This window comes from Micromonospora sp. CPCC 205539, assembly GCF_036906815.1.
GTDB lineage: Bacteria > Actinomycetota > Actinomycetes > Mycobacteriales > Micromonosporaceae > Micromonospora.
On record NZ_JBAKHW010000021.1, the window covers coordinates 50,391 to 72,841 of the forward strand.

18 protein-coding genes are annotated in these 22,451 nt (G+C 72.6%); 8 read left to right on the forward strand and 10 right to left on the reverse strand.

Annotated elements, in window-relative coordinates:
• Positions 1–37: 37 nt before the first annotated feature.
• The 3 genes from mfd to V6V47_RS19735 form a co-directional block, all read right to left on the reverse strand.
• Positions 38–3,673, reverse strand: a complete 3,636-nt coding sequence (gene mfd / locus V6V47_RS19725; protein WP_334629756.1) for a transcription-repair coupling factor — start codon at positions 3,671–3,673, stop codon at positions 38–40.
• 170 nt (positions 3,674–3,843) lie between these two features.
• On the reverse strand, positions 3,844–4,494 hold the full coding sequence (locus tag V6V47_RS19730) for a response regulator transcription factor (RefSeq protein WP_334629840.1): 651 nt from the start codon (positions 4,492–4,494) through the stop codon (positions 3,844–3,846).
• A 5-nt stretch (positions 4,495–4,499) separates the two neighbouring features.
• On the reverse strand, positions 4,500–5,762 hold the full coding sequence (locus V6V47_RS19735; RefSeq protein ID WP_334629757.1) for a sensor histidine kinase: 1,263 nt from the start codon (positions 5,760–5,762) through the stop codon (positions 4,500–4,502).
• A 238-nt stretch (positions 5,763–6,000) separates the two neighbouring features.
• Between V6V47_RS19735 and V6V47_RS19740 the strand changes: the two genes are divergently transcribed.
• Complete coding sequence (locus tag V6V47_RS19740; RefSeq protein WP_334629758.1) at positions 6,001–7,158, forward strand: serine hydrolase domain-containing protein; 1,158 nt, start codon at positions 6,001–6,003, stop codon at positions 7,156–7,158.
• On the opposite strand, the gene V6V47_RS19745 is transcribed toward V6V47_RS19740, so the two are convergent.
• Positions 7,159–8,199: a S66 family peptidase gene (locus tag V6V47_RS19745; RefSeq protein ID WP_334629759.1), complete on the reverse strand. Its 1,041-nt coding sequence runs from the start codon at positions 8,197–8,199 to the stop codon at positions 7,159–7,161.
• Between the two features lie 85 nt (positions 8,200–8,284).
• On the opposite strand from V6V47_RS19745, the gene V6V47_RS19750 reads away from it, so the two are divergent.
• Together V6V47_RS19750 and ppc are read left to right on the forward strand one after the other, a co-directional pair.
• A complete protein-coding gene (locus V6V47_RS19750; protein ID WP_334629760.1) occupies positions 8,285–9,298 on the forward strand; it encodes a hypothetical protein in 1,014 nt (337 codons plus the stop codon).
• Between the two features lie 127 nt (positions 9,299–9,425).
• Positions 9,426–12,212: a phosphoenolpyruvate carboxylase gene (gene ppc, locus V6V47_RS19755; RefSeq protein ID WP_334629761.1), complete on the forward strand. Its 2,787-nt coding sequence runs from the start codon at positions 9,426–9,428 to the stop codon at positions 12,210–12,212.
• Positions 12,213–12,339: 127 nt separating this feature from the next.
• Here ppc and V6V47_RS19760 read toward each other — a convergent pair whose 3' ends face one another.
• The gene (locus V6V47_RS19760) at positions 12,340–13,167 is read right to left on the reverse strand and encodes a hypothetical protein (protein ID WP_334629762.1); all 828 of its coding nucleotides are present in this window, start codon (positions 13,165–13,167) and stop codon (positions 12,340–12,342) included.
• A gap of 54 nt (positions 13,168–13,221) precedes the next feature.
• Between V6V47_RS19760 and V6V47_RS19765 the strand changes: the two genes are divergently transcribed.
• Positions 13,222–14,385, forward strand: coding sequence for a DNA recombination protein RmuC (locus V6V47_RS19765; protein ID WP_334629763.1), 1,164 nt, complete (start codon positions 13,222–13,224; stop codon positions 14,383–14,385).
• Between the two features lie 22 nt (positions 14,386–14,407).
• Here the strand turns inward: V6V47_RS19765 and V6V47_RS19770 are convergent, their stop codons facing one another.
• Both V6V47_RS19770 and V6V47_RS19775 read right to left on the reverse strand, forming a co-directional pair.
• Complete coding sequence (locus V6V47_RS19770) at positions 14,408–14,830, reverse strand: hypothetical protein (RefSeq protein ID WP_334629764.1); 423 nt, start codon at positions 14,828–14,830, stop codon at positions 14,408–14,410.
• A 58-nt stretch (positions 14,831–14,888) separates the two neighbouring features.
• Positions 14,889–15,875, reverse strand: coding sequence for a 4-hydroxy-3-methylbut-2-enyl diphosphate reductase (locus V6V47_RS19775; protein ID WP_334629765.1), 987 nt, complete (start codon positions 15,873–15,875; stop codon positions 14,889–14,891).
• Between the two features lie 155 nt (positions 15,876–16,030).
• Here V6V47_RS19775 and xseA point away from each other — a divergent pair, with 155 nt between their 5' ends.
• On the forward strand, positions 16,031–17,248 hold the full coding sequence (gene xseA, locus V6V47_RS19780; RefSeq protein WP_334629766.1) for an exodeoxyribonuclease VII large subunit: 1,218 nt from the start codon (positions 16,031–16,033) through the stop codon (positions 17,246–17,248).
• A 46-nt stretch (positions 17,249–17,294) separates the two neighbouring features.
• Entirely contained in the window at positions 17,295–17,516 is a 222-nt protein-coding gene (locus V6V47_RS19785) for an exodeoxyribonuclease VII small subunit (protein ID WP_334629767.1), read from the forward strand.
• 43 nt (positions 17,517–17,559) lie between these two features.
• On the opposite strand, the gene V6V47_RS19790 is transcribed toward V6V47_RS19785, so the two are convergent.
• Together V6V47_RS19790 and V6V47_RS19795 are read right to left on the reverse strand one after the other, a co-directional pair.
• A complete protein-coding gene (locus tag V6V47_RS19790; RefSeq protein ID WP_334629768.1) occupies positions 17,560–18,405 on the reverse strand; it encodes a hypothetical protein in 846 nt (281 codons plus the stop codon).
• Positions 18,406–18,594: 189 nt separating this feature from the next.
• Positions 18,595–19,323 (reverse strand): DUF4245 domain-containing protein, encoded by a 729-nt coding sequence (locus V6V47_RS19795; RefSeq protein ID WP_334629769.1) that lies wholly within the window; start codon positions 19,321–19,323, stop codon positions 18,595–18,597.
• A gap of 156 nt (positions 19,324–19,479) precedes the next feature.
• Here V6V47_RS19795 and glpX point away from each other — a divergent pair, with 156 nt between their 5' ends.
• Both glpX and V6V47_RS19805 read left to right on the forward strand, forming a co-directional pair.
• The gene (glpX, locus tag V6V47_RS19800) at positions 19,480–20,511 is read left to right on the forward strand and encodes a class II fructose-bisphosphatase (RefSeq protein ID WP_334629770.1); all 1,032 of its coding nucleotides are present in this window, start codon (positions 19,480–19,482) and stop codon (positions 20,509–20,511) included.
• Entirely contained in the window at positions 20,508–21,479 is a 972-nt protein-coding gene (locus V6V47_RS19805; RefSeq protein ID WP_334629771.1) for a DMT family transporter, read from the forward strand. Before glpX ends, V6V47_RS19805 begins: the two co-directional genes overlap by 4 nt.
• 35 nt (positions 21,480–21,514) lie before the next feature.
• Here the strand turns inward: V6V47_RS19805 and V6V47_RS19810 are convergent, their stop codons facing one another.
• The gene (locus V6V47_RS19810) at positions 21,515–22,432 is read right to left on the reverse strand and encodes an NAD-dependent epimerase/dehydratase family protein (protein WP_334629772.1); all 918 of its coding nucleotides are present in this window, start codon (positions 22,430–22,432) and stop codon (positions 21,515–21,517) included.
• Positions 22,433–22,451 lie beyond the last annotated feature (19 nt).

The following is a 22,451-nucleotide window of genomic DNA, read 5'->3' on the forward strand; positions in this document are numbered from 1 at the left end:
CTCTCATGCCCTCTTCCGTGCTGTGACGGCCCCCACCTCACCCGGCCAAGGCGGCCAGCGGGGCGGGGGCGCCCAGCACGTCGGAGAGCAACTGGGCGCACCACTCCAGCAGCGCCTGGTCGCGCAGCGGCTCGCCGCCCACCCGACGGGTGCTCGGGCGGGGCACGCTGACCTGGTCGGTGGCCTGCTTGTAGACGGCGTCCGGGTGGTAGCGCTTGAGCCGCATCTGCTTGGAATCCGGCAACGGCAAGGGGCCGAACCGCACGTGCTTGCCCTGCATGGACACGTCGGTGAGGCCGTACCGGCGGGCCAGCAGACGGAACCGGGCCACCGCCACCAGGTTCTGCACCGGGGCCGGCGGCTCGCCGTACCGGTCGGTCATCTCGGCGACCACCTCGCTCAGCCGTGCCTCGTCGCGCGCCTCGGCGAGCTTGCGGTACATCTCCAGGCGCAGCCGCTCCACGCTCACGTAGTCGTGCGGCAGGTGCGCGTCGATCGGCAGATCGATCTTGACGTCGGGCTCGTCCTCCGAGCGCTCACCCTTGAACGCGGAGACCGCCTCGCCGACCATCCGCACGTACAGGTCGAAGCCCACGCCCTCGATGTGCCCGGACTGCTCACCGCCGAGCAGGTTGCCGGCACCCCGGATCTCCAGGTCCTTCATGGCCACGTACATGCCGGCGCCCAGCTCGGTGTGCTGGGCGATGGTGGCCAGCCGCTCGTGCGCGTGCTCGGTGAGCGGCTTCTCCGGCGGGTACAGGAAGTAGGCGTACGCCCGCTCGCGGCCCCGGCCGACCCGGCCGCGGATCTGGTGGAGCTGGGCCAGGCCGAGCAGGTCGGCCCGCTCCACGATCAGGGTGTTGGCGTTGGGGATGTCGATGCCGGACTCCACGATCGTGGTGCAGACCAGGACGTCGAACTCCTTCTCCCAGAAGCCGACCATGACCTTCTCCAGGGCGTCCTCGCCCATCTGGCCGTGCGCCACCGCGACCCGCGCCTCGGGCACCAACTCTCGCAGCCGCCGCGCCGCCCGGTCGATCGACTCGACTCGGTTGTGCAGGTAGAAGACCTGCCCGTCACGCAGCAGCTCACGATGGATGGACGCGGCGACCTGCCGGTCGTCGTGCGCGCCCACGAAGGTGAGCACCGGGTGCCGCTCCTCCGGCGGGGTGGCGATGGTGGACATCTCGCGGATGCCGGTGATCGCCATCTCCAGGGTGCGCGGGATCGGGGTGGCCGACATGCTCAGGACGTCGACCGAGGCCCGCAGCGTCTTCAGGTGCTCCTTGTGCTCGACGCCGAAGCGCTGCTCCTCGTCGACGACCACGAGACCCAACTGCTTGAACCGGGTCGCGGTCTGGAGCAGTCGGTGGGTGCCGATGACGATGTCGACGGTGCCGTCGGCGACCATCTCCAGCGTCCGCTCGGTCTCCTTCGGGGTCTGGAACCGGGACAGCTGCCGGATCTCGACCGGGAACTGACTCATCCGCTCGGCGAAGGTGTTGAAGTGCTGCTGCACCAGCAGCGTGGTCGGCACCAGCACCGCCACCTGCTTGCCGTCCTGGACGGCCTTGAACGCCGCCCGGACCGCGATCTCGGTCTTGCCGTAGCCGACGTCGCCGCAGATCAGTCGGTCCATCGGAACGGTCTGCTCCATGTCCCGCTTGACCTCGTCGATCGCGGCGAGCTGGTCCGGAGTCTCCTGCCAGGGGAAGGCGTCCTCCAGCTCCCGCTGCCACGGCGTGTCCGGGCCGAACGAGTGCCCCTTGGACGCCTTGCGGGCGGCGTAGAGCTGGATCAGCTGCGCGGCGATCTCCCGGACCGCCTTGCGGGCCCGGGCCTTGGACTTCTGCCAGTCCGAGCCGCCCATCTTGTGCAGGGTCGGCTGCTCGCCGCCCACGTAGCGGGAGAGCTGGTCGAGCTGGTCGGTCGGGACGAAGAGCCGGTCGCCGGGCTGGCCCCGCTTGCTCGCCGCGTACTCGATGACCAGGTATTCGCGGCTGGCGCCGTTGACGGTGCGCTGCACCAGCTCGACGTACCGGCCGATGCCGTGCTGCTCGTGCACCACGAAGTCGCCGGCCTTGAGCTCGAGCGGGTCGATGGTGTTGCGTCGCCGGCTCGGCAACTTACGCATGTCGCGGGTCGAGGTGCCCCGACCGCCGGTCACGTCGTTGCCGGTGAGCAGTACGAAGCGGGACGACTCGTCGACGAACCCGCTGCTCAGCGCGCCACAGGTCACCACCAGCTCACCGGGGACGGGCGCGGTCGGCACCTCCTCGGTCAGCCGGGCGCCCAGCCCGGCGTCGCGCAGCACCTCCACGGCCCGTTGCGCGGGGCCGTGCCCCTCGAAGACGAGCGCGATCGACCAGCCCTCGCCGGCCCAACGCTTGAGGTCGTCGACCACCCGCGAGGTCTCGCCGTGATAGAGCGGAGCCGGCTGGGCGGTCAGGGTCACCGCGATGGCGTCGTCCGGGGTGACCGCGGCCTGCTCCGGCGCATCTTCCCAGGGCTGCCGCGTCTCGGCGGGCGCGGCCTCGACCAGGCCGAACGGGGACAGCGTCCACCACGGCTGGCCCAGCTTGCCGGCGGCGGAGCGAACCTCGCCCAGGGTGCGGAACGCGGCAGCGCCGACGTCCACCGGCGCCTGGCCGCCGACCGCGGCGGCGGCCCAGCTGGCCTGGAGGAACTCCTCCGAGGTACGCACCAGGTCGTGTGCCCGGGTGCGGATCCGCTCCGGGTCGCAGAGCAGGACGTGGGTGCCGGCCGGCATGGCGTCCAGCAGCAGCTCCAGCGAGTCGGGCCCGACCAGCACTGGAGCGAGGGATTCCATCCCCTCCACGGGGATGCCCTCGGCCAGCTTGTCCAGGATCTCGGCCAGCTCGGGGTGCTGCTCGGCCAGCGCGGCGGCCCGGTCACGGACCGACGGGGTCAGCAGCAGCTCCCGGCAGGGCGGCGCCCAGAGCAGCGGGACCTGCTCGATGGTCCGCTGGTCGGCGACGGCGAAGGTGCGGATCTCCTCCACCTCGTCGCCCCAGAACTCGACCCGGGACGGGTGCTCGTCGGTGGGCGGGAAGACGTCCAGGATGCCGCCGCGTACGGCGAACTCACCGCGCTTGGTGACCAGGTCGACCCGCGCGTACGCCATGTCGATCAACCGGCGGGCGACCTCCTCGAGGTCGGCCTCCTCGCCCGCGGCGAGTTGCACCGGCTCCAGGTCGCCGAGCCCCTTGAGCTGCGGTTGGAGCAGCGAACGGACCGGGGCCACCACCACCCGCAGCGGCCCGGTGCGGCCGTGCACGTCGGTCGACTCCGGGTGCGCCAGCCGGCGCAGCACCGCCAGCCGTCGACCGACGGTGTCCGAACGCGGAGAGAGCCGCTCGTGGGGCAGCGTCTCCCAGGATGGGAAGACCGCCACCTGCTCGCTCGGCAGCAGCCCGCCGAGCGCGGCGGCCAAGTCGTCGGCCTCGCGGCTGGTGGCGGTCACCGCCAGCACCGGCCGCTCTGCTCCGCCACCGGCGTTGTCCGCGGCGACCGCCGCGACGGCGAAGGGGCGCAGCGCGGCGGGGGCGGTGATGTCGAGCCCGTCGACCTGGGCGGCACCGGAGCGCGCCAGGTCACGCGCCCGGGCCAGCCCTGGGTCGGCCAGGGCGGCGGAGAACAGACCGGTGAGCAAGGCAGTCCTTCCAGAGGAGGCGACGCACACGACGGCGGCCCCTCGTCCAGCCGGACGGGGGGTGCACGAACCAGCCTATCCCCGCCGGCCGACACCCACCCGCTTCCGCCCAGGTCCACGCCGCACGGCGTCGAAAACCCCTAATATTCGCGCAAAACGGACGCGACCCCTCAGTGCTCGGACTGCAGGTGGCGCAGGACTGCCAGGACCCGGCGGTGGTCGGTCTCGGACGGGGGCAGGTCGAGCTTGCCGAAGATGCTGGTGATGTGTTTCTCCACCGCCCCCACGCTGAGAAACAGCGCCGCGGCGATCGCCACGTTCGAGCGTCCCTCGGCCATCAGGCCCAGTACCGCCCGTTCCCGCACGCTGAGCCCGGTCAGCTCCTCGGCACCTCGACCCCCGGCGAGCAGCTGCGTCACCACCTCCGGGTCGAGCACGGTGGCACCACCAGCGACCCGGGTGAGCGCGTCGACGAACTCGCTGACCTCGGCAACCCGGTCCTTGAGCAGGTAGCCCACGCCGTCAGCGCCGCCGGCGAGCAGTTGCGCGGCGTACCGGGTCTCGACGTACTGGGAGAAGAGCAGCACCGGCGTGCCCGGATGGGCGGCGCGTACGGCGAGCGCGGCACGGAGCCCCTCGTCGGTGTACGTCGGTGGCATCCTGATGTCGATCACCGCGATGTCTGGTCGGTGCTCGTCGACGGCGGCCCGCAGCGCCTCCGGGTCGGCTACCGCGGCGAGCACCCGATGCCCCCGGTCGGTGAGCAGGTAGGTGAGCCCGTCCCGGAGGATCCCGGAGTCCTCGGCGATGACCACTCGCAGCCCGGTCATGGCCGCACCGGGAGTTCCACGGTGACCAGCGTCGGCCCGCCGGGTGGGCTGTCGATCCGCATCGTGCCGTCCACGGTACGGGCCCGGTCGCGCAGCCCGGTCAGCCCGCCGCCGGGTAGCCCGTGGCCGGCCGACCCGAGCACGGCTCCCCCACGGCCGTCGTCACCGACCTGCACCCGCAGCAGGCCGTCGTGCTGGCGTACGTCGACGGTCGCTTGCCCGGCCCTGCCGTGTTTGGCGACGTTGGTGAGCAGCTCGGCGACGCAGTAGAAGACGATCGTCTCGACGGCCGGTGACGGCCGATCACTCAGCTGGACCCGCAACACCACGGGCAGGGCCCCCCGCGCCACCAGGGTGGCCAGCGCAGCCTCCAGCCCGTTGTCGAGCATCGGCGGGTGGATGCCCCGGGCCAGGTCCCGAAGGTCGGTGATCGCGATCTTGGCGTCCCGGTGTGCGGTCTCCACGAGGGCTCTGGCCTCGGGCGCGGCGCCGTCACCGAGCTTCTCCTTGGCCATCCCGAGCTTCATGGCCAGGGCGACCAGTTGCGCCTGGGTGCCGTCGTGCAGGTCGCGCTCGATCCGGCGCAGCAGCGCGGCGGCGTCGTCGACGGCCAGGGCACGGGTTTGTTCGAGGGTCTCGACCCGGTGGTCGATGCTGGTCGGGCCGAGCAGACCACGGATCAGCAGTCCATCCAGGAGCAGGACCTTGCGCAGCAGCCAGGGGCCGACGAGGAGCAGACCCGCACCGATCGCGGCCAGCAGGATCGATCGGGGCCAGGTGTCGAAGAAGAAGTCCCCGAGTTGCAGGGCGGCGCGGTGCGGCCGGCCCTGGCTGTCGGTGTTGATCGGCTGGATGAACGTCCACCAGAGGGGATGGCTGAGCAGGAACACCGGGTAGCAGAGGAAGATCGCGATCACCGCCGCCGCGAGCAGGGTCACCGGCAGCTTGACGACCAGATAGGCAAGTGCCCGCCAGCCCGTGCCGTCAGCCAGGCCGGTCCGGAGGTAACCCAGCGGCCCGGGCCGTCGGCGGACCGGACGCGGGCCGGCGACCCGCAGCCCCAGCGTCGTCCGGGCGAGCGCGCGGTGCAGCCGACCCCAGGCGCGGCCACCGAGCACGCCACTGGCCGTCAGCGGCAGGCCGAGCAGCGTGAGGGCGACCAGAACCGTGAGGCTGGCGTACGCGAAACCGGCGACCGCCAACGGCAGGCAGGCCAGCACGTACCCGACCTGCTTGGGGAGCTGCCGTGGACGTGCCATCTGATCCTCCTGACCGGGCCGGACGACAGCGGGCGCGAGCGCCCCGTGCCGGAGGGCGGGCCGGTGCCGCCCGCGCCGACTCAGCATGCCCGGGTGCGGGCCGCCCGCCCAGCCGGGCAACCCGCCGTGATCTGTCGGGTTAACCCCACCCGTTCGGCGGGACAACCGCATTCAGCTGCGGCCCCCTCTTCGGCAGGGTCGACGGGGACAGACGTCTCATCGTCGATTGGAGCAGGTCATGCAACGTCCGCTGTGGACTTCGGTGGTGTCGGTCGGCACGTTGGTCGTCACGCTCACCGTCCCGCCCCTGCCGGCCGGCGCCGCCCGACCCGGGGCGGAACGCCAGAGGCTGACGGCCGCGCTCGACCAGTTGGTCGCGGACGGCTTTCCGGGCGCCGTCGCCTACGGTCGTGTCGACCGCCGGCGGTGGCAGGTGGCGGCGGGAGTGGCCGACCGGGCCACCGGGGCAGGGGCCCGGCCGGACGACCGGTTCCGGATCGCCAGCAACACCAAGGCTTTCGTGTCGACCGTGCTGCTGCAACTGGTCGGCGAGAGCCGGCTCACCCTCGACGACCCGGTCGAGCGGTGGCTGCCCGGAGTCGTACGGGGCAATGAGAACGACGGTTCGACGATCACTGTCCGGCAGTTGCTGAACCACACCAGCGGCATCTGGGACCCGACCGGCGAGCGGAGCTTCTGGGCTCCGTACCTGGACGATCACGACTGGGACCGGGTGATCCCACCGCGCGCGGTGATCGCCGCGGCGATGGCGCACCGGCCGGACTTCGCCCCCGGCACCTCGTGGGGCTACTCGAACACCAACTACCTGTTGGCCGGCCTGGTCATCGAGGCGGTCACCGGCCGGGACGCGGCAGGCGAGGTACGGCGGCGGATCATCGGCCCGCTCGGCCTGAGTCAGACCTCGTTCCCGGTGACCGACCCGGAGATTCACGGCCGGCACCTGCACGGCTACGACCTGACCGGCCGGGATGTAACCCGGTTCAGTCCGTCCTACGACTGGACCGCCGGGGCGATGATCTCGACGGCGGCCGACCTGGCGCGGTTCCACCGGGCACTGTTCGACGGACGGCTCCTCGCGCCGGCACAGCAGCGGGAGCTGGAGACCGTGGTGCCGACCGGCGACTCGCCGGTCAGGTACGGCCTGGGCGTTCAACGGTTGGAAGTGCCCTGCGAGTCGGGAGAGACGCCGGTGTGGGTGACCGACGGCGGTGGACCCGGCTTCACCAGCATCGCCGCGACCAGCCTGGACGACTCCCGGCAACTCGTCCTCGCCGTCAACGTGTACGACATCGACCGGGACGTCCGGGGGCAGCTCCCGGTGCCGGCGAGCGCTGGCTTCCCGGCCGCCCTGCAATCGGTCTTCTGCGCCAACTGATCAGTAGCGCACGGCGATCCGGCGTTCGACGGCGTCGACCCGGATCTCGCCGCCGTACGGAATGATCAACTGGGGGTCGGTGTGCCCCAGGTCGACGTCGAACACCACCACCGCGTCCGGGGCGTACGTGGCGAGCGCCCGGGTGATCGCCTCCCGCTGGGCAACGGCCCACGCCAGCCGCTCCGGCACCGGGAGCGGCTTGCCGAAGTCCCAGGCCTTGGGGCGGCCGACGACGATCGCCGGGAAGCCGGCGAGCAGCCCCCGCTCCCCCAGGTTCCGCACGATCCGGAAGACCTCGGTCGCGGTGGGCAGCTCGTTCGAGGTCTCGAAGACCAGGATCGACCCGGCCAGCTCCTCGGCCGAGGGCACCCGGTCGGTGGCCAGCAGCCAGTGCAGGATCTCCAGGCAGCCGCCCCAGGTACGGCCCTGCACCACCCGCGCCGGCCCCTGCCAGCGCCAGCCCTCGCCGGGCAGCATCTCCGGCTCGTACGCCAGCGTCTCCGGCTCGGCCCACGGGTTCGGTCGGTCACCCCACTCCGGGGCCGGCGTCAGCTCGTACCAGTCGGAGGTGAAGAGAGCCGCGCGGAGCGAGTCGAAGGTCAGCGGGTGCGGCCGGCCGGGTCGTCCGAGGTGCACCAGGACCGAGCCGCCGTGGTACGCCACGATCCCCAGCCGGTACAGGTGGTTGAGCACGTTGGTGTTGTCCGAGTAGCCGAAGTAGGGCTTGGGGTTGGCTCGCAGCACCGCGTCGTCCAGGTGCGGGGTGACCGTGATCAGGTCGTCGCCGCCCACCGTGGCCAGCACGGCGGTGATCGTCGGGTCGGCGAAGGCCGCGGTCAGGTCGCGCGCCCGGTCGCGGGGGTCGGCGCCGGAGATCCGGGTGGTCGGATACTCCACCGGCTCCAGGTCGAACTCCTCGCGCAGCCGGCGCAGGCCCAGCTCGTACACGTGGGGGAAGAGAGCCGGCAGACCGGCGGAGGGTGACACGACGGCGACCCGGTCGCCCGGCTTCGGCTTTCGGGGGTACTGCGGCACGTCCATGATCGAACGTTAGCCGCCCCCACCAGCGGTTTTTTGGGTCGGCGAAACGCTCCAAACCCGGCAAATGCGGCCCTAGGCTGGCCTGGTGGACGAGGAGGCGGAGGCCCGGGTACGCGACTGGCTGCCCCGCACCGCCGGCCTGCTGCTCGGCACGCTGGCGCTGGCCACCGCGTTCATCGCCGCCTATGTCGGCGCGCTGCACCAGCCCACACCCCGGGACGTGCCGGTCGGGGTGGCGGTGAGCGACCAGCGCGCGCGGGCCGTCCTGGCCGGTGTCCGCGACCGGACCGACAAGATCAAAGCCATCGAGTACGACGACCCGGGCGCCGCCGACGACGGCCTGACCAGCCGCGAGGTGTACGCGGTGCTCGGCTCCACCCCCGACGGCGGGCTCGTCCTGACCACCGCCAGCGCCAGCGCCCCGGCCGCCAGCGAACTGGTCGTCCAGGTGCTCACCCCCGCCGCCCAGCAGGCCCGGTTGCCGCTGCGGGTGACCGACGAGGTGCCGGTGGCCGACACCGACCCGCGCGGCCTGGTGCCGTTCTACCTGGCCATCGGGTACGTCCTCGGCGGCTACCTGGCCTCGACCGCGCTCGGCCTCTCCCTCGGCACCACCCCGCGTAGCCTGCGCCGCGCCGGTCTGCGGATCGGCGCGCTCGCGGTGTACAGCGTGGTGCTCGGCATCGTCGGCGCGGTGCTCGTCGGCCCGGTACTCGACGTCTGGAACCACGATCTGCCGGCCATCGCCGCCACCGGGATGCTGGGCGCCTTCGCCGCCGCGATGGTCGCCGCCGCGGTTCAGGGCTGGCTGGGCGTGCTCGGCACGGGGCTGGTCATCCTGCTGCTGGTGGTGCTCGGCAATCCGGGCTCCGGCGGCATCTACGCCCCCGAGTTCCTGCCCACCTGGCTACGGGGGATGCACCGGTGGAACGTGCCGGGGCTGACCACCGACCTGATCAAGTCAGCGGTGTACTTCGACCGGCGCTCGATCGGTTGGCCGCTCACCGGGCTGGCCCTCTGGGCGGTGCTCGGGCTGGCCGCGTTGGTCGGCGCGACGCTGGTACGGGGCCACCGGGCGAACGCCCGCGCCGGCCGCTGAGTGATCTACTGGGTGTTCCGCGTCACGGCAGACCGTCTGGAGAGCCCCTCCTGCCATCCGGTCCGGCGCGGATACCATCCAGGGAGTCGGACAGCGCTGTCCTTCGTACTCACGTAAGGAGCGCATCGTGACCGACCAGCACGACCACGACGGCCCGGACGCCGCGCTACGCGCAGACATCCGCCGACTCGGCACCCTGCTCGGGCAGACTCTCGCCCGCCAGGAGGGCCGGCCGCTGCTCGACCTGGTCGAGGAGATCCGCGCCCAGGTCCGCACCGACGTCCCGGCAGCCGCCCAGCGGCTCGGCGGACTGGACGTGACCACCGGCACCAAGCTGGCCCGCGCCTTCTCCACCTACTTCCACCTGGCCAACATCACCGAGCAGGTGCACCGGGCCCGCGACCTGCGCCGCCGCCGCGCCGTGCAGGGCGGCTGGCTGGACCAGGCGGCCAAGATGATCGCCGAGCGCGGGGTGCCGGCCGAGGAGATCGCCAACGCCGCCCGCCGGCTCGCGGTCCGACCGGTCTTCACCGCCCACCCGACCGAGGCGGCCCGCCGCTCGATCCTGTCCAAGTTGCGGGCCATCGCCGACGAGTTGGACACCGAGACCGCCAACGCGATCCTCTACGGCGCCAGCGACGAGGGCCCAGCCAACCGCCGCCTGGCCGAGCTGCTGGACCTGATGTGGCAGACCGACGAGCTGCGGCTGGACCGGCCGGACCCGACCGACGAGGCCCGCAACGCCATCTACTACCTGCGCGACCTGTACGCCGAGGCCGCACCTCAGGTGCTCGACGACCTGGCCGACACGCTGCGCACCCTCGGCGTGGAGACCTCGCCGACGGCCCGCCCACTGAGCTTCGGCACCTGGATCGGTGGCGACCGCGACGGCAACCCGTTCGTCACCCCGGCGGTCACCCGCGACGTGCTGGCGATCCAGCACGAGCACGGCATCGCGGCCACCGAGAAGGCGATGGACCACCTGATCAACGAGGTCTCGGTCTCCCGCCGGCTGCGCGGGGTGTCGCTGGACCTCTCCGCCAGCCTCGCCGCCGACCTGGACGCGCTGCCCGAGGTGGCGCCCCGGTTCCGCCGGGTCAACGCCGAGGAGCCGTACCGGCTCAAGGCGCGCTGCGTGAAGGCGAAGCTGGCCAACACCAGGCTGCGGCTGCGGCAGGGCACGGCGCACGTGCCGGGCCGGGACTACCGAGGCTCCGCCGAGCTGATCGCCGACCTGGAGCTGCTGCGCGCCTCGCTGGCGCGCAACTCCGGGCAGCTCACCGCCGTCGGCCGGCTGGCCTCCACCATCCGTACGGTGTCCGCGTTCGGCCTGCACCTGGCGACCATGGACGTCCGGGAGCACGCCGAGGCGCACCACGCGGTGCTCGACCAGCTCTACGGAGCCGTCGGGGAGGTCTCCGACTACCCGGCGCTGAGTCGACTGGAACGCACCAAGCTGCTCGCCGACGAGTTGACCGGCCGGCGGCCGCTGTCCACCCTGGACACGCCGCTCACCGAGCCGGCCCGCAAGACGTTCGACGTGTTCAGCACCATCCGCGAGGCGCAGGACCGGTTCGGCGCCGAGGTCATCGAGTCGTACATCATCTCGATGACCCTGGGCGTGGACGACGTGCTGGCCGCCGTGGTGCTCGCCCGCGAGGCCGGCCTGGTGGACGTGCACAGCGGGCGGGCTCGGGTCGGTTTCGTACCCCTGCTGGAGACCCCGGCCGAGCTGAACGCCGGCGGTGAACTCCTCGACGAGCTGCTGTCGCTGCCCGCGTACCGGTCACTGGTGGCCGCGCGGGGCGACGTACAGGAGGTCATGCTCGGCTACTCCGACTCCAACAAGGAGGCCGGGATCACCACCAGTCAGTGGTCGATCCACCGGGCGCAGCGCGCGCTGCGCGACGTGGCCGCCCGGCACGGGGTGCACCTGCGGCTGTTCCACGGCCGGGGCGGCACGGTCGGGCGCGGCGGCGGGCCGACGCACGAGGCGATCCTCGCCCAGCCGTACGGCACGATGGACGGCGCGATCAAGGTGACCGAGCAGGGTGAGGTCATCTCCGACAAGTACACCCTGCCGTCGCTGGCCCGGGAGAACCTGGAGCTGACCCTCGCCGCGGTGCTCCAGGCCACGCTGCTGCACACCGCGCCGCGCCAGCCCGCCGAGATGCTCGAGCGCTGGGACGCCACGATGGACGTGGTCTCCGAGTCGGCGTTCCGGTCGTACCGGTCGCTGGTCGAGGATCCGGACCTGCCGGCGTACTTCTGGGCTTCCACCCCCACCGAGCTGTTGGGCGCCTTGAACATCGGCTCCCGGCCGGCCAAGCGCCCGAACACCGGGGCTGGGCTGTCCGGGCTGCGGGCCATCCCGTGGGTGTTCGGCTGGACGCAGACCCGGCAGATCGTGCCGGGCTGGTTCGGCGTCGGCTCCGGTCTGGCCGCCGCCCGGGAGGCCGGGCTGGCCGACGTGCTGGCCGAGATGCACCGCAACTGGCACTTCTTCCGCACGTTCCTGTCGAACGTCGAGATGATGCTGACCAAGACCGACCTGAGCATCGCCCGCCGGTACGTCGAGACGCTGGTGCCGAAGAAGCTGCACCCGATCTTCGAACAGATCGAGCAGGAGTACGAGCTGACCAAGCGGGAGGTCCTGGCGGTGACCGCCTCGCCCGCCCTGCTGGAGAACTCACCGGTGCTCCAGCGCACCCTCGCGGTCCGGGACACCTACCTGGAGCCGCTGCACCACCTTCAGGTGGCGCTGCTGCGGCAGTACCGGGAATCCGGTGCCGCCGGCCGGGCGGTGGCCACCGCGCCGGGCGGCCGCCGCGCCCCGAGCGACGGTACGGCCCTGGAGCGGGCGCTGCTCACCACGGTGAACGGCATCGCCGCCGGAATGCGCAACACAGGCTGACACTCCCGTCCGACCCGGCTCCCTCGCTGCCCGGCCGGGTCGATCATGGAGTTGTGGTGCCGCGCGAACGGCGCGAACAGCGGCAAACCGGCCACCACAACTCCATGATCGACCGGCTCAGCGGGGGTTACCAGTCGCCGCCGCCGCCGAAGTCGCCGCCTCCGAAGTCGCCGCCACCGCCGAAGTCGCCACCGCCGAAGTCGCCGCCCGCGTAGTCGCCGCCGCCCTGGTCGCCGCCGCCGAAGTCCTGGTCGCCGCCCTGGTCGCCCTGGTCACCGCCGTCGCCGCCCTGGTCGGCACCGTCGCCGAAGCCCTCCTGGTAGCCGGCGTCGTAGCCGTACCCCGGGTCGGCGAAGGCCGGCGAGAACAGCGCGTCGGCGATCAGGATGCCGCCGAGCACGCCCGCGCCGGCACCCAGCGCCGTCTTCCACCACGGCGTCGAGTACCAGCCGGCCGGGACCGCCCGACCCTGGTACCGGCCACCGGGGTAGTAGTAGGGCGTCTCCCGACCGGGCTGCGGACCAGCCCGGAAGGTTTGCCCCTGCACGTCGACCTGGCGCTCCTTGGTGAGCTGCCCGACGCCACGCGCGGCGGCCAGCGGCGGCAGCTCGGGGCCGGGGTCGATACCCAGGGCCGTCCGGGCCGCGCGGATGTACGCCAAACCCTCCAGCGCGGTCTCCCGGGCCAGCCCGAACTGGTGTGCCGTCCGCGCCTGCTCCAACTGCGAGCCCGCCGCGTTGTACCGCTCACCGGCGTCGGCCAGCGCCTGACGGACGGCCGTCTCCTCGCCCTGCAGGTTCAGCAACTGGCCGCCGAGGCGCTCGTACCAGCGCTGCGCCTCCGCGCGGGCGTCCGAGAGTTCGTTGCCCCGGCGGGCGGTGGCCGACGAGCGGGCGATCACCGCGGCGATCAGCGCGCCGACCACCACGATGGCGAGGCACAGCACAAGTTCCATGTCTACGAACGTACTCCCGGCTGTCTCGTCGCATCGGTCTGGCAAGCTCCGGTGATGGACGTCTCGACGCTGTTCGTGGTGGTCGTGTGCCTTGGCGCCGGCGGGGCGGTGGGCTGGTTCGCGGCCCGGTCCCGGTCGGTGGCCGAGATCGCCCGGCTGGACGCCACCCTGGCCGCTACCCGGGAGGGCGAGGGGCGACTGGAGCAGTCCATGCGGGCGCTGAGCTACGAGGCCACCGCACAGTCGCAGGAGGCGGTGGCCCGAGCGGTGGCGCCGCTGCACGACACCCTGCGCCGCTACGAGCAGCGGGTGGCCGAGCTGGAGCACGACCGGGTGGACGCGTACGCCGAGCTACGTGAGCAGGTCCGCTCGATGAGCGCGGTGTCCGGCGAGTTGCGCACCGAGACCAAACAGCTCGTGGCGGCACTGCGCGCGCCGCAGGTGCGGGGCCGCTGGGGCGAGCACCAACTGCGCCGGATCGTCGAGGCGGCCGGCATGCTGGAGCACTGCGACTTCTCCGAGCAGGTCACCTCGGCCACCGACCAGCAGGTGGTCCGCCCGGACCTGGTGGTTCGGCTGCACGGCGGCCGGTCGGTCGTGGTGGACGCCAAGGCGCCCTTCGACGCGTACCTCACCGCGATGGAGGCCCGCGACGAGCGCGGCCGGGACACCTACCTCGACGCGCACGCCCGGCACCTGCGCGGGCACGTCGACGCCCTGGCCGCGAAGACCTACTGGGCCGCGTTCGACAACTCGCCGGAGTTCGTGGTGCTGTTCGTCCCCGCTGACCCGTTCCTCGACGTCGCGCTCCAGCGTGACCCGACGCTGCTGGAGCACGCCTTCACCCGCAACGTGGTGTTGGCCACACCGGCCACCCTGGTCGCCCTGCTGCGTACGGTGGCCTACTCGTGGCGCCAGGAGGCGCTGGCCCGTAACGCGCTGGCGGTGCACACGCTGGCCCGGGAGCTGTACGGCCGGCTCGCCACCCTCGGGGACCACGTGGGCAAGCTCGGGTCGTCGCTGGCCGGGGCGGTGACCGCGTACAACCGGGCGGTCGGCTCCCTGGAGGCCCGGGTGCTGGTGAGCGCCCGCAAGCTCGCCGAGCTGGGTGTCTCGGACGAGGAGCTGGCCAGCCCGGCCCAGGTCGAGCTGACGCCCCGCCAACCGCAGGCACCCGAGTTGCTGGACGACGTCGTGCCCGCCGACCGCGACCGCTGACCGCCTGGGTCAGCGGCCCCGGTCAGTTGCGGTGGGCACCCTCGACGACGAACGGGGTGCCCTGCTGGCAGGTGGTCATCATGCCCGGCTCCACGCGGCCGGTGACGGTGACGCGGGCGCCGGCGGCCAGTACGTCCCGGGGGCCGCCGAGCAGCAGGTAGCCGTCGAGCAGCAGACAGTTCGGCTCCACTCCGCTGGCGATCGTGCCGGTGATCTCGGTGGCCCCGACCTGCGGTGGGACGGAGGGACCACCGGGCTTGATCGTCGGGGAGGGTGTCGCCGCCGGTGGGCCGGGGGTCGTGGGGGCGGGCGCGGACGGGGTCGGTTGCCCGGTCACCGGGGACGAATCGCTCGGGGTGGGGGTGGCGGGGCCGTCCGTTCCGCCGCAGGCGCTGAGCGCGGCGCAGAGCAGCAGGGCGGGGACGACAAGCCGAAATGTCCTCATGCCGGGTTCGACGCGCCGGGGAGGCCCGGCGTTCCCTCCGGACCTCGACCGACGCCGCTCAACCGCGGGCCGCCGCGGCCTTCATGTCGCGCTTCAGCTCCTGCGGCAGCGAGAAGGTGAGCCGCTCGTTGGCGGTGGTGATCTCCTCGACGTCGGCGAAGCCCCGCGCGGCCAGGTGCGCCAGCACCTCCCGGACCAGCTCCTCCGGGACGCTCGCGCCGGACGTCACTCCGACCGTACGGGCGTCGGCCAGCCACGCGTCGTCGATCTCGGAGGCGAAGTCGATCAGGTGACCGGCGCGGGCGCCGGCGTCCAGGGCGACCTCGACCAGCCGGACCGAGTTGGAGGAGTTCGTCGAGCCAACCACGATCACCACGTCGCACTCCGCGGCGATCTCCTTGACCACGTGCTGCCGGTTGGAGGTGGCGTAGCAGATGTCGTCGCTCGGCGGGGACTGGAGCAGCGGCAGCCGCTGCTTGAGGCGGGCGACCGTCTCCAGCGTCTCGTCGACCGAGAGCGTGGTCTGGGAGAGCCAGACGACCTTCTCCGGATCGCGGACAGTGATCTTGTCGGCGCCGTCCGGCCCGTCGACCAGTTGGATGTGCGCGGGGGCCTCACCGGCGGTGCCGATGACCTCCTCGTGCCCCTCGTGGCCGATCAGCAGGATGTCGTAGTCCTCGGCGGCGAACCGCTTGGCCTCCTGGTGCACCTTGGTGACCAGGGGGCAGGTCGCGTCGATCGCCTTGAGGGAGCGCGCCTTGGCCTGCTCGTAGACCTCGGGGGCCACGCCGTGCGCGGAGAAGATGACGGTGGCGCCCTCCGGCACCTCCTCGTTCTCCTCCACGAAGATCGCGCCCTGGGACTCCAGGGTCTGCACGACGTGCTTGTTGTGCACGATCTGCTTGCGGACGTAGATCGGGGCGCCGTAGAGCTTCAACGCCTCCTCGACCGTCTGCACTGCGCGGTCGACGCCTGCGCAGTAGCCACGGGGCTTGGCCAGGAGCACGCGCTTGCCGGTCTGGGGAGTCGCCTGAGCCTCGGTCACGGGCCCATCGTACGTGCCTCCTTTCCGCTCGGCAGCGGCCGAGACCCGAACCACAACGCTCGGCCCAGTCGGGTTGATCAAGAGGTTTGCGTCAGAAACGCGCTCAAGAATGACGCGAACTTCTTGATCACCGCGGGAATCCGTAGGGTGGGCGGGTGAGTGACAGTGGGCGGGCCAGCAGCGCGGAGGAGCCGTGGCCGGTTCGGGTGGTCAGCCAGAAGGTGGGCGCCTGGATCGCGAAGCTCGGCTGGGTGTGGGTGGACGGGCAGGTGGCGCAGATCAGCCGCCGACCCGGTGCCAGCACGGTCTTCCTCACGCTGCGTGACCCGTCGGCCGATCTGAGCCTGACCGTCACCACCAACCGGGACGTGCTGGACGCGGGTGCCCCGGAGCTACGCGAGGGCGCCCGGGTGGTGCTGCACGCCAAGCCCGAGTTCTACGCCGCCCGGGGCACGCTGAGTTTGCGGGCCGACGAGATCCGCCAGGTGGGGCTCGGTGAGCTGCTGGCCCGGCTGGAGAAGCTCAAGAAGCTGCTCGCCGCCGAAGGGCTGTTCGACCGGGCCCGCAAGCGCCGGCTGCCGTTCCTGCCCGGGCGGATCGGTCTGATCACCGGCCGGGCGTCCGCTGCCGAACGGGACGTGCTCACCAACGCGCGGCGGCGCTGGCCCGCCGTGGAGTTCCGCACGGTCAACGTGGCCGTGCAGGGGCCGTCCGCGGTGCCGCAGATCATCGACGCGCTGAAGGTGCTGGACGCCGATCCGAGCATCGAAGTGATCATCATCGCCCGGGGCGGCGGCGGCATCGAGGACCTGCTGCCCTTCTCCGACGAGGCGCTCTGCCGTGCGGTGTTCGGCTGCCGTACCCCGGTGATCAGCGCGATCGGCCACGAGACCGACGCGCCGTTGATCGACTACGTCGCCGACGTCCGCGCCTCCACCCCGACCGACGCGGCCAAGCGGGTCGTCCCCGACCTCACCGAGGAGGTACGCCTCATCGGTCAGGCCCGGCACCGCCTCCAGCGGGCCGTACGCAACCTCGTCGACCGGGAGTCCCACCGGCTCGACGGGCTGCGCTCCCGCCCGGTGCTGGCCCGCCCCCAGGTGATGGTGGAGCAGCGAGCGACCGAGCTGGCAGCGCTGCGTCAGCGGGCCGGGCGCTGTCTGGATCACCGGCTCGCCGCGGCCGACGACGAGCTGCGGCACACCCTGGCCCGGTTGCGCGCCCTCTCGCCCGCCGCCACCCTCGAGCGGGGGTACGCGATCGTGCAGCGCGCGGACGGCCACGTGGTCCGGGCGGCCGCGGAGGTCGGCAAGGGTGACCCGCTGCGGGTCCGGTTGGCAGACGGCGAGCTGGCCGCGACGGTGGACAGCTGAGTGGCGGGCGCGGCGACTCGCGGGGCGGTGTGCTGAGATGGACGCGATGACTGACGACACGAAGGCCGGGCCGGACGAACGGCTCAGCTACGAGCAGGCGCGCGCCGAGCTGGCCTCGGTGGTGGAACGGCTGGAGGCCGGCGGCACGTCCCTGGAGGAGTCGCTCGCGCTCTGGGAACGCGGCGAGGCGCTGGCGGTGGTCTGCCAGCGCTGGCTGGACGGGGCCCGCGCGCGGATCGACTCCGCGCGGCAGGAGCCCACCTCCTGAGCGCCGGTGGGGCGACCGGAGTCGCCCCACCCGTGCGGCGCCGTCAGTTGAACAGGCTGTACAGCTCGGCCGGCGCCTCGACGACCTGGTCCGCCGGCGGCTTCTGCGCAGCGGTGGCGACGCCGTAGTCGGAGTACGTCATCCGGATCTCCTGGGCGGCGGTCTGCCCGGCGGCCGGCAACTGCAGCACCAGTTCGCTGAGCCGGCCCTGCGGGTCGACCTTCGCAGTGAACGGGACCGTCTTCGCCTGCGTGCCCAGCGCGGCGATCGTGGCGGCGTTCAGCGAGCCGGCCTCGGCCGCCTTCGAGACGTCGATGGTGCCGGCGTACGTGCCCGTGCCGGTGCTCCGGACCTCGGTGATGCCCTGGGTCAGCACCGCGCTGCCGGCGGGGTCGACCTTGTCGAAGTCGAAGCCGAGGCTCCGGTTGCCCTTGATGCGGGTCTGGTCCAGGTGCTGGTACTTGCCGAGGTTGAGCTGCTTGATGGCGGGCAGGCTGTTGGCGGTGGGGCCGGTCAGCTCCAGCTTCACCCAGCTGTCCGGCTTGAAGTGGATCACGTCGAGCTTCATCGCCAGGTCGGACGAGGGGCCGCCGATGGAGACCTTCATGGCCGCGCTCTGGCTCGGCTCGTGCACCTGCCCCTCGGCCGTCGACCCGGCGCCGGCCAGGGTGAACCGGAAGTTCCCGTTGCTGACCTCCTTGGTGGAGTCGAGCAGCGCCTGCTTGGCGTCGCCGGCGACGGGGGCGCCGGATGGGCCCGCCGTGCCGGAGGCGCTCGCCGTCGGGGACGCGGTCGATCCGGCGGTGCCGGTCCCGCTGGCGCAGGCGGCCAGGCCGGGCGTGAACAGGGCGGCGGCCACCAGACCGGCACTGAGTCGTCGAACAGTCATGCGTGTCTCCCCTGAGGGTCACCCGACAACCTGGACGGCGCCGGAACCGGGCGACGCGGCAGCACCGTCGGCCGCGCCGCGCGATCCGGGTCGAGCAGCGCACCCGGGTCGCTGTCTCTCTGTTCCCTGTCGACGGGTCGAACAATCACCCAATCTGCCCGGTTGTCCAGTCCCGGAGGACGCGACCGGTCAGCGCACCGACCCGGCGAGCTGACGCAGCTCGTTCTCCCGTGCGTCGCCCACGACGATCACCGTCCGGGTCGGCTCCAGCAGGACCAACGCCTGCTGGTTGCCCCGGGCGGTGTAGCGCTGCCAGTTGCGTCCGGCCAACTCCGTCGGGCCCTGCGGTTGGCTCTGGTCGGTCAACTCGGCCGGGATCAGCCGCTCCGCCGGCACGCTGCTCTGCAGCAGTTGGACACCCCGCCCCTCCGGCGACAGGTAACCGAGCCGCAAATTCGCGCCGCCCTCGACAGTCTGGTAGCGGGCGCTGACCGTGCGCCAATCGGAGCCGAGCCCCTCTGGCTGGCTGACCGGGAAGACGTTCGCCGAGCGGGCCTGCTCGATCGCCGGGGCCGGATCGACGGTGTTGGCCTGGTCGCCACCGAGGAAGCCCCGGTAGAACGCCAGCAGCAGCGCGATCGGGACCAACAACACCAGCAGCGAGATCGCCATGTCCTTCGGCGACCGCTCGGACTTGGCGGGCTCCGCCCGCGGCGGAGGGGCGAGCCGCTCGCCGGTCTCCGCGACGGGCTCGCCGCGTTCGGGTGAGTCGGCGCCGGCGACCAGGGCCGGCTCGGCGCCACTGGCCGGCGGGTTCGTCGGGCCGGTCACCGGGCCGGCGGGGAGGTCGGCCGGCGGTTGGCCGTCCGGCGGCGTGCGGTCGGTGGGTACGCGGTCGGCTGGCTGGGCGGGTTCCACCCTGACATCTTCGCAGCAGCCCGACCGGCGGTATCCGGGCCATCGCCGCCCCGGCCCGACTTCGGGTGGAGGATCGTGTGAGGATCAGCGACAGAGCCGGCAGCGGGGACCGCCCCACCGCCGGTCCACCCCGCACCGTCGCGAGGAGGAGCCGTCATGACGACCACCAGGACGCGGATCCCACAGGATCTCGACCGCAACCTTGCCCTCGACCTGGTCCGGGTCACCGAGGCCGCAGCAATGGCAGCCGGCCGATGGGTCGGCCGGGGCGACAAGGAGGGCGGCGACGGCGCCGCCGTCGACGCCATGCGCAAGCTGATCAACTCGATCCAGATGCGCGGCGTCGTGGTGATCGGCGAGGGCGAGAAGGACAACGCCCCGATGCTCTTCAACGGCGAACATGTCGGCGACGGCACCGGCCCGGAGGTGGATGTCGCCGTCGATCCGGTCGACGGCACCACGCTGATGAGCAAGGGCATGCCGAACGCGGTGGCGGTGCTCGCCGTCTCCGAGCGAGGTGCGATGTTCGACCCGAGCGCGGTCTTCTACATGGAGAAGCTCGCCGTGGGGCCGGCGTACGCCGACGTGGTGGACATCAACGCCGGCGTGGCCGACAACCTGCGCCGGATCGCCAAGGTCAAGGGCACCGACATCTCCGAGGTGACCGTCTGCGTGCTGGACCGCAGCCGCCACGAGGACCTGGTGGCACAGATCCGCCGGGCCGGTGCGGGCATCCGTTTCATCTCCGACGGCGACATCGCCGGCTCCATCGCGGCGGCTAGGGGCGAGTCGGACGTCGACGTGCTGATGGGCATCGGCGGCACTCCCGAGGGCATCATCTCCGCCTGTGCACTGAAGTGCATGGGCGGAGCCATGCAGGCCAAGCTCTGGCCGCGCGACGCCGAGGAACGGGAGAAGGCGCTCGCCGCCGGGCACGACCTGGATCGGGTGCTGGGCACCGACGACCTGGTCACCGGGGACAACTGCTTCTTCGTGGCGACCGGGGTCACCTCGGGCGACCTGCTGCGCGGGGTGCGGTACCGGGCTGGCGGCGCGTACACCCAGTCGATCGTGATGCGGTCGAAGAGCGGCACCATCCGGGTGATCGACTCGTACCACCGGCTGGAGAAGTTGGCGCTCTACTCGGCGGTCGACTTCGACGGTCGGCCGCTGGCCGAACAGGAGTGAGCGACGCCGGGACGCTGGCCCCACCGACCCTGTCGGCCGCCCGTCGGATCGCCGGTGTCGCACTGGCATCGGCGTCCGGGCTCGCGGTGGCGGTGCAGTCCCGGATCAACGGCGAGCTGGGGGTACGCCTGGCCGACGGGTTCGCCGCCGCGGTGATCTCGTTCGGGGTGGGCCTGCTGGTGCTGCTGGTGCTGGTGCCCGCCCTGCCCGGCGGTCGGCGGGGCCTGGTCGCGCTGCGGCGCGCGCTGGCGGCGGGCGCGCTGCGGCCGTGGCAGTGCCTGGGCGGCGTGTGCGGCGCCTTCCTGGTGGCCACCCAGGGGCTCACCATCGGCTCGTTGGGCGTGGCGGTCTTCACCGTGGCGGTGGTCGCCGGCCAGTCCGGCAGCAGCCTCGCGGTGGATCGGGCGGGCATCGGGCCGACGGGTCGGCAGCCGGTCACCCGGCAGCGGTTGGCCGGTGCGGTCCTCACCGTCCTGGCGGTCGGCCTGTCGGTCGCGGACCGGCTCGGCGACCCGGGCGCGCTGGCGCTGGCACTGCTGCCGCTGCTGGCGGGAGTGGGCATCGCCTGGCAGCAGGCGGTCAACGGCCGGGTCCGGATGGCTGCGGGCAGCGCGCTGACCGCGACACTGGTCAACTTCGTCGTGGGTACGGTCGCCCTGCTCATCGCCTTCGGGGTGGATGTCGCCGTACGCGGCGGCCCGACCGGGCACCTGCCGACCGAGCCGTGGCTCTACCTGGGTGGCCCGATCGGCATCGTGTTCATCGCGATCGCCGCGGCGATCGTGCGCTTCACCGGGGTGCTGCTGCTCGGCCTGGCCACCATCGCCGGCCAGATCGTGGGTGCCGTCCTGCTGGATGTGGCGCTGCCCACCGCGGCCTCGCATCCCGGTCCGGCCACCCTGCTCGGGGCGGCGCTGACCATGGTGGCGGTGCTCGTCGCCGCGCTCGCCCCGCCGGCCCGCCGCTGAGCCCGGCAACGGGCTGGCGGCGGGGACCGACAGGGTCAGCGGCGGAGGGCCTCGACGGTCTCCGTGAGGGCGTCGTCCAGCGAGGTCGGTTCGATCCCCAGGGCCGTCGTGGCGGCGGTCGAGTCCATCAGGAACGGCCGGTCGAACTGGTAGGCGGTCTCCCGCAGTTCGCGGGTGAACGGGCTGGCCAGGCCGCCCAGCCACAGCACCGGGTAGGGCATCCGGGTCAGCCTCGGCGCGGGTGCGCCGGCCAAGGTCGCCGCCCGGATGGCCAGTTCGCGCATCGGTGCGGCCGGCGCGCTGGGCACGTGCCAGGCCCGTCCCCAGGCCCGTGCGTCGCCGGCGGCGGCGACGAGGGTACGGGCGACGTCCGGGATGTACGTCCAGGTGTGCGGGGCGTCCCAGTCGACCGGCAGGAAGACCCGCTGCCCGGCGAGCACCCGGGGCAGCACCAGCATCGCCAGTGAGGTGCCGTCGGCACCGAGATAGTCGGAGCCGCGTACCTCGACGACCCGGGCTCGACCGGCGCGGTGGGCGGCGAGCGCGTCGGCCCACATCTGGTTGCGGACCCGCCCCTTGGTGCCGGTCGCGCCGGGCCGGGTCTGCTCGGTCATCGGGCCGTCGACCGGCCCGTACCCGTAGAGGTTGCCGACTGTGGCGAGCACCGCGCCGGACCGCTCGGCGGCGGTGAGCAGCGCGCCGGCCAGCGGCGGCCAGTCGATGGGCCAGCGGTGGTACGCCGGGTTCGCGCAGTTGTACAGCGCCTGCGCACCGCTGGTCAGCGTGCTGAGCCGGTCGGCGTCGGACGCGTCGGCGGCGATCCGTTCGATGGCCGGGTGCTCCGGCCCGGCACCACGGCGGCTGATGACCCGGACCTGCTCACCTCGGTCGGCGAGGAGCCGGGCCGTCGCGGTGCCGACCGGGCCGGTACCGACGATCACGTGCAGTGCCATGGGAAGCCTCCAAAGCAGG